Annotated in this window: 6 protein-coding genes; all 6 read right to left on the bottom strand. The window is 71.7% G+C overall.

From position 1 onward, the window contains the following. Positions 1–172: 172 nt before the first annotated feature. The 6 genes from GTY47_RS08635 to GTY47_RS08610 are packed head-to-tail and all read right to left on the bottom strand — an operon-like array spanning position 173 to position 6,711. A complete protein-coding gene (locus GTY47_RS08635; RefSeq protein ID WP_010034427.1) occupies positions 173–1,144 on the bottom strand; it encodes a 2-oxoglutarate and iron-dependent oxygenase domain-containing protein in 972 nt (323 codons plus the stop codon). Then, the gene (locus GTY47_RS08630) at positions 1,134–2,381 is read right to left on the bottom strand and encodes a galactosyltransferase-related protein (protein WP_010034425.1); all 1,248 of its coding nucleotides are present in this window, start codon (positions 2,379–2,381) and stop codon (positions 1,134–1,136) included. The genes GTY47_RS08635 and GTY47_RS08630 overlap by 11 nt, the downstream gene beginning before the upstream one ends. A 55-nt stretch (positions 2,382–2,436) precedes the next feature. Continuing rightward, the gene (locus GTY47_RS08625) at positions 2,437–3,600 is read right to left on the bottom strand and encodes a VOC family protein (RefSeq protein ID WP_010034422.1); all 1,164 of its coding nucleotides are present in this window, start codon (positions 3,598–3,600) and stop codon (positions 2,437–2,439) included. Beyond that, positions 3,597–4,520: a sugar nucleotide-binding protein gene (locus tag GTY47_RS08620; RefSeq protein ID WP_010034420.1), complete on the bottom strand. Its 924-nt coding sequence runs from the start codon at positions 4,518–4,520 to the stop codon at positions 3,597–3,599. Before GTY47_RS08620 ends, GTY47_RS08625 begins: the two co-directional genes overlap by 4 nt. After that, entirely contained in the window at positions 4,517–5,581 is a 1,065-nt protein-coding gene (locus GTY47_RS08615; protein ID WP_010034419.1) for an ROK family protein, read from the bottom strand. Before GTY47_RS08615 ends, GTY47_RS08620 begins: the two co-directional genes overlap by 4 nt. Further along, complete coding sequence (locus GTY47_RS08610) at positions 5,578–6,711, bottom strand: sugar phosphate nucleotidyltransferase (RefSeq protein ID WP_010034417.1); 1,134 nt, start codon at positions 6,709–6,711, stop codon at positions 5,578–5,580. Before GTY47_RS08610 ends, GTY47_RS08615 begins: the two co-directional genes overlap by 4 nt. Position 6,712: the final 1 nt, after the last annotated feature.

Raw genomic sequence — 6,712 nt, 5'->3', positions numbered from 1 at the left:
CCGATGCCGAACCCGCCGAGCGCCAGCGCGACAAGACCACTCGGCATCCGGCTCCGTGCCCTGTCAGGCTCCTGTAAGGCCAGTGTGGAGTTGTCGTCGCCCATATGGCTCTCGTGGCCTCTCGCGTGGCGTTCCGTCGGATTGCGGGCAGTGAGCCCCGGTACGTGGCGTGTCAGCCGAGCGTCAGACTGGCGCCGACCTTCTCCAGGATCGACTCCCCGGCGACGACCGGGCCCATCCCCTCGCCGCCTCCCGCCGGAGCCGCCAGGGGGACGACCTCCGTGTCGGGATCCGTCTCGAAGAAGTAGACCAGGGACACGAGTTCCTCGTCCGGGGCCGCGTCGCTGGGCGCGAGTACACGGTGCCGGAGTGAACGCCAGCGGCCGTCCGTCCACAGGTTCATCAGGTCGCCCAGGTTGACGACGAGGGCGCCCGGCTCGAAAGGTGGCTTGAACCAGCCGTCCTCCTCGTTCCAGACCTCCAGGCCGCCGACCCCCTGCTGGCGGTCGAGCAGGCTCAACGTGCCGAAGTCGGTGTGCGGACCGACCCGCATCTGGCCTTCCACCACGCCGCCGACGGTCCGGAGAGAGGGGTACCAGTTGATGTTCTGGGTCCACGTCGCCCGCTGTGACCTGGAGGTGAAGAAGTCCTCCGGCAGGCCGAGCACCGACGCCAGGACGCCGAGCACCTCGTGGGCCACCCGAGTCATGTGGCCGGTGTACTCCAGCGCTGTGTCCCGCAACTCCGCCTGTTCCGCGGGCCACTTGTTGCGCGGGTAGTACGTCGCGTCGAACGTCGGGTCGCCGGTGCGGTGGGAGGGGCCGACGTGATACGCCTCGTGGAGATCGGGCGTGCCGGCCTGTCCGTCGACGGCGCCGACGTCCAGAGCACCCAGGCCGCGCCACCCGTTGTCGTAGGGACGGCTGACGGCGTACTGCTGCTTCACCTCGCCGGGCAGCGCGAAGAACGCACGTCCCTGCGTGCGCATGCGCTCGGTGAGGTCGGGCGGGACGTCGTGTCCGCGCAGGAGGAAGAGGCCGGTTCGGCGCAGGGCGGTATCCAGCGCCGCCCCGATCTCGGAGCGTCGCGCAGTGTCCGCTGTCCTCCACTCGGTCAGGTCCAGAACGGGGATGTCACGAGACATGGCTGCCTGCCCTTCGTTCGTGCCGGTCACCGGTCGCGGTGGTCCGCGCAAAGCGGTGGATGTCGCCGATGGGTGCTGAGGACGGCCCCCAGCTCAGCGCGGGGATGTGGGCGTTGACGAGTTCACCGTCCTCGCGCAGCACCGCGGAGGACGGGTGGTACATGTGCAGCAGGGGGTCGTGGTAGTGGTCCAGGGCGGAGTTGATGTCCATGCGGTAGGCGAAGTCGTTGTCCTCGCCTCCCCAGCCCTCGAAGCGTTCGTCCATTCCGCCGATCCGGTGGAAGGCGCTCGTGCGCACCCAGACACAGCACCCGGGCGGTCGCCGCAGTACGAACGCCCGCAGCTGATCGGTGGCCACCTCGGCGGCACCCCGCCAGAGCCGCTCCTCGATCGCCCATGAGGTGGCGGACTCGTCGAGGCACCACATGTCGCGGTAACTGAGGTGCCCCATGGTGCCGGGGTGATGGAAGCGGGCCACGTTGCGCGCGATGAAGTCGCGGTCGACCAGGGCGTCCGCGTCCAGAATGCAGACGATCTCCGCGCGCCCCGGAGCGTTGACCACTCCCACGTTCACCGCCCAGGACTTGTTGAAGTCGCCCGGCTTGTACGCGAAGAGGTAGTGGTCCGTCCGAGGCGAAACGGTCTCGCGCCAGCGCGGGACGTCGTCCGTCTCCACCACGGCGACCTGGTAGAAGTCACGCGGTACGGACTGGTCCCGCAAGGCCAGCAGACAGGCCAGCAGGTTACGCAGGCGCGACCCCGGGCCCCGGTCGCGGAACGGCACGACGACGAGTACCCGGGGGGTGCCGCCGGGCGGCAGACCGGCACCCGGCGGCAGTGTGCCGAGCCGCTCCGCCCCCACCGTGGCCTGGCCGGTGCCGGTGTAGCACCGGCCCAGGTGGTATCCCAGGCGTGAGTTGGACTCCGCCTCCCAAGCCCGTTCGAAGAGCGTGTCGAGGCCCGCCCCGCCGCCCTCTGCGGCGAGTCGGACCAGACGCATGCGCAGGGCGTCGTGCAGAGCCGGGTCGGCTGGGCGGACCCGCAAGGCGCCGACCAGGCGCTCGACGGTCTCGTCCCCGGTTCGTTCCGCCGCCTGCACCACGGCTCGGCGGTAGGCAAGTCCGCGGTCCCAGTAGAAGATGCTGGCCTCACGGGCCTGGGGATCGAAGTCGACGGCCAGCGTGGTGACGACGGCCGTGGCCAGGAGTTCCGGATCAGTGGGTGTCAGCGTCGCCACACTGGCGTCCTTCCGTTCGTCGGCCGGATGGGTGTCAGGGCCTCGTGCGGGCCGTTCAACGGCTCCACCACCGCTCACCGTCCGCCGCCCGGCGTCTGGCGGTCGTGCCGCGCTCGTAGGGCAGGCTGCCGTCCGGCATGTGCACCACCTCGATGTACAGCCCGATTCCGGTCCGGACGTACACCCAGCGGTCGCCGGCCAGAGGGCCCTGCGGGATGGTCTCGGGGGCGCCGAGCACGGTGCAGCCCGGCTGTGCGGCCAAGTACGCGGCTGCCTCGTCGACATGGTCCACGTACAGCGCCAGGTGATTGCCGCCCACGTCGCTGTTGCGGGGCCAGCGCCGGCGCGCGCCGGACGAGTCGTGAAAGCAGTTGAGTTCGACGTTGTCGGTGGGGCCCATGCGCAGGGCCACCTGGTGCAGGGTGCCGCCCTGCGGCACACCCAGGGCGGCGGCCGACTCCGGGTCGGTGAGGTCGGCCGTCGTGCGGTAGAGCCGTTCGGCGCCCAGGACCTCCGTGAAGAAGCGTTCGGCCTCGTCCAGGTCGGCCACGGTCCAGGCCAGGTGGTCGACACCGCGAGCTCCGGGCAGCGCGGCGGCCGCGCCGGAGCCGTCGGCACCGTTGTGCCACGTGCTGCCCGGGAGGAAGCGGCGCGCCGATGTCTGCCGTTCGTACGGCAGTGAGCCCGGCACCGATCGCAGTTCGAGCGGCATGCCCCAGGGCGTGGTCACCCTGACCCACCGCATCCCCGCTCCGGGCAGCCCCTCAGGCACGGTCCGCACGGGTCCGTAGGGGTGCCACGGCCCACGCTCCCGCAAGGCCGCGACGGCGGAGTCCACGTCCGTCACACGGAGGGCGAAGTGCACGCTGCCCAGGTCGTTCGGCCGGGGTGGAACGTCACGGTGGTCGGGCGACCGGTAGACGAACAGCTCCAGGTTCGTGGTCGGCCCGAGGCGCACCAGGGCTATCTCCGTGTCGGCCCGGGGATGAACGTCGAGGTGCTCGCGCATCCAGTCGTCGTCGTGCGCCAACGAGGGCAGGCGGTAGACGAGTTCGCCCCCCAGCACCCGCACCGTGAAGTCGATCGCACGGTCGAGGTCCGGCACCGTGAAGGCCAGGTGATCCACCCGGCGGGCGCTCGGCACGCCCCGCCGCGCGGCGGCCCGGGCCGGTGGTCCGAGGGGTGGTGCGCCGTCGGGCGCGCCGGTGTTCGTCGTCACACGGTGCTCCTCGGAGTCGGGGAAGTGTGCCGGTCGATCAGCAGACGGCTGCCTTCGCGGACCGGCCGGGGAGCCAGGTCGGCCGTTGCCGGGTGCGTCGCGAGCAGACCACTCGACAGACAGGTGGAGGCGGGGCGGCCGGCGTAGCGGCCGTTCTCCCGCGGCTCCGCCGTCACCAGGGCCGGCGAGGCGCCCAGCTCCTCGGCGATGAGGGCCGCCCACTCGGCCCGCGACAACCGGTCCGGTCCGCCGAGGTGGAGAAGCCGCGGGGGTGACTCCGCCCTGGCGAGCGCGGTGGTCACCTCGACCACGTCGTCGAGGAGCACCGGCGTCGTCCACTGGTCGAAGGGGGCGGTCACCCGCTCGCCGGCCCGGAGGCGGTGCACACACGAGGCGAAGAAGTTGAGCCATTTCGTGCTCGTGGCGGGCTCCCAGCCGTAGATCAGGCTGACGCGCAGCAGCGTCACGGCCGGCAGCTCGGCCAGGATCTGTTCGGCGGCGAGCTTCGCCCGCCCGTAGGCGTTGGCGGGTCGCGGCGGGACGGACTCGTCGGGCGCCCCGGCGTCCGCGTCGAAGACGTTGTCGGTGGAGATGAAGACGACGCGCCGGTTCCCCGCCGCCCGCACCACCTGCCTGGCCGCCTCGGCGTGCCCGTGCGTCGCCTCTTCGGGGTGCTCCTCGCACCAGGTCACGTCCGAGGGACCGTGCACCAGAACGACAGTGTCCGCACGCACGCGCTCCAGCGCGCGTCCGAAGGCCCCGTCCTCGGTGATGTCGAGAGGGACCCAGGCGTGCACGACGCCGTCGGCGGGTGACGCCGGAGGCGTCCGGGAGGCGAGGACCGCCTCGTCACCCGCTCTGGCCAGGCGACCGGCCAGGGCACTGCCCACGAAGCCGCTGCCGACGACGAGGGTCCTCATGTCCCGCCTCCGGTGCACGCGGTGGCGGGCAGCGTCCGGGTCAGCAGCCTCGCCATGCCGATGAGGCAGTGGTCGTCGTCCGCGGCGCCCAGCGAGAGCATGTCGCGGATCTCCGCGTCGCCGAGGCCGAAGCAGCCCAGTTTCGTCAGTTCCTCGCCGAGCAGGGTGACGAACCGGTGCCCGACCGCGACGGCGAAGCCGCCGATGAACAGATAACGCCGTACGCCGATCGCCGTGAAGATGCAGTTGACGGCAAGAGCCAGCGGGACCAGACAGCTGCGCAGCACCTGGGTCGCGAACGCGTCGTCGGCGCGGACGGCACGGGCCAGGTCCTCGTTGGTGATGCCGGCCGGGTCGCCGCCCGCGGGTTCGGCGAGTGCGGAACGGCCGAAGCCGTCCGGGTCGCCCGCCGCGGCCCGACGGGCGGCCAGCAGCACTCCGCGGCCGGACGCCATCCCGCCGAGGTGGCCCCGGCCGCCGCATTCACAGGGCACGGCGTCCTCGCCCGGGTCGACGCGCCAGTGGCCGATCTCACCGCCGTGCCCGGAGTCCGAGACCAGCACCTCGCCGTTGCGGAAGACCTTGTGCCCGATGCCCGAACTGACGGTGATCAGGCAGAAGGGATCGGGCTCGGCGGCCGCGTAGCGCCAGGCGGCGGCGGTGATGTCATTGGCCACGACGACCGGCACGCCCAGCCGCCGGTTCAGGATGTCCGCCAGGGGCAGGGGAGCCGCGGCCCCTCCCCACAGAGTGGGCCCCGCCAGCACGGTGCCGTCCTTCGTCATCGGCCCGGCGAAAGAGACGCCGACTGCGCTCGCCCCCTCGCCCCCGGGCGAGCCGAGGTAGGCCTCCAACTCCCGGGTGAGCTGGTCCACCACCCTGTCCTGCAGCGCCTGGGCGGGCAACTCCCGGTAACGACCCAGGCCTTCGGTCGGCACGCGGCGGACGGCCGCGGCTGAGGCCGCCCCTTCGGTGATCCGGCCGATCCGCAGCGTCGTACCGCCGAGATCGGCGACGACGAAGCCGCGCGGAGCCCCTGTCGCCAGGGACGGTGCGGTCATGAGGCGACACCCCCGAGCACCGGAGCCGGGTCGCAGCGCTGTACGGTCCCGTCCTCCAGGAGGATGGCCGATTCCAGCTCGGCACCCTCGGGGACCACCGTCCCGGGCAGCAGCACACAGTCCCGCACGCGCGCACCGGCACCGACGGTGACCCCGGGATACACGACGCTCTCCGCCACCCGGCCGGCGTTGACCCAGTCGCCGGGAACGATGCTGGAACGAACGGCACCCTCCCGCTCGATGTATCGCCGGGGCACCCCGGGGCGAACGGTGAGCGGCAGCTCGGCCAGGCTCAGAGTCGGACTCCCGCCCAACAGGCCGCGGTGGGCCCGGTGGTAACGCTCGACGGTTCCGATGTCCTCCCAGTAGCCGGTGACCTCGTACCCGCGGATCCGCTCACCGGCGGCGAGCATGGCGGGGATGACGTCGCGGCTGATGTCGTGCTGCCAGTCCGTTCCGTCCAGGCGTTCCAGGTGACGGCGCAGGGCGCGAGCGTCGAAGACGCAGAAGGCGGCGAACACCAGGTCGCTCGTCGGCTGCGCCGGTTTTTCGACGAATCCGGTGAGGTTGCCGGCGGTGTCGAACTCCACCATGCCGAACAGGTGCACGTAGCGACGCTCGATGCGCTGGTACGACACGGTCAGCGCGGCCCTGTCGGCACGGTGCCGGCGGATCATGTCGCCGTAGTCGAACCGGTAGACGTGATCGGCGTGCAGCACGAGCACCTCGGACGTGTCGTCACCGAAGATGTGCTCGGCCTTCTTGATCAGTGCGTCGGCCGTGCCGCGCTCGCTGGGCCAGGTGCGGTCGGGCAGCGCCGCGGGAACGCCTCCGCCAGGGACACTCGCCCGGGCCTGCCGGTACGCCTCGTCGTACGGGCCGAAATGCACACGGAAGTCGCCCGGGCTCCCGTTCCAGACCGCCTGAAGATCATCCATGAGGCGTCGCTCCTCGTACTGTGACAGCAGCAGCACCTCCCGGAAGCCGGAGCGGCGGGCGTTGGCCAGGCTGAAGTCGATCAGCCGGCTGGTGCCGCCGAAGGGGACCAGAGGTTTCAGCCGGCCGCGGCCGAGAGGGCCCATGCGGCGGCCCTCGCCACCGGCCAGGAGAACCGCGCGTACGCCGTCCATG

Origin of the sequence: Streptomyces sp. SID5464, from assembly GCF_009862985.1 — a bacterium.
GTDB lineage: Bacteria > Actinomycetota > Actinomycetes > Streptomycetales > Streptomycetaceae > Streptomyces > Streptomyces chartreusis_D.
Note: the sequence above shows the minus strand (reverse complement) of the source record. Positions and strands in the feature narration are given on the sequence as shown.

Excerpts from the sequence above, each read along its gene's own strand:
- GTY47_RS08635 (WP_010034427.1), bottom strand. The coding sequence starts at position 1,144 with ATGTCTCGTGACATCCCCGTTCTGGACCTGACCGAGTGGAGGACAGCG.
- GTY47_RS08620 (WP_010034420.1), bottom strand. The coding sequence starts at position 4,520 with ATGAGGACCCTCGTCGTCGGCAGCGGCTTCGTGGGCAGTGCCCTGGCC.
- GTY47_RS08615 (WP_010034419.1), bottom strand. The coding sequence starts at position 5,581 with ATGACCGCACCGTCCCTGGCGACAGGGGCTCCGCGCGGCTTCGTCGTC.
- GTY47_RS08610 (WP_010034417.1), bottom strand. The coding sequence starts at position 6,711 with ATGGACGGCGTACGCGCGGTTCTCCTGGCCGGTGGCGAGGGCCGCCGC.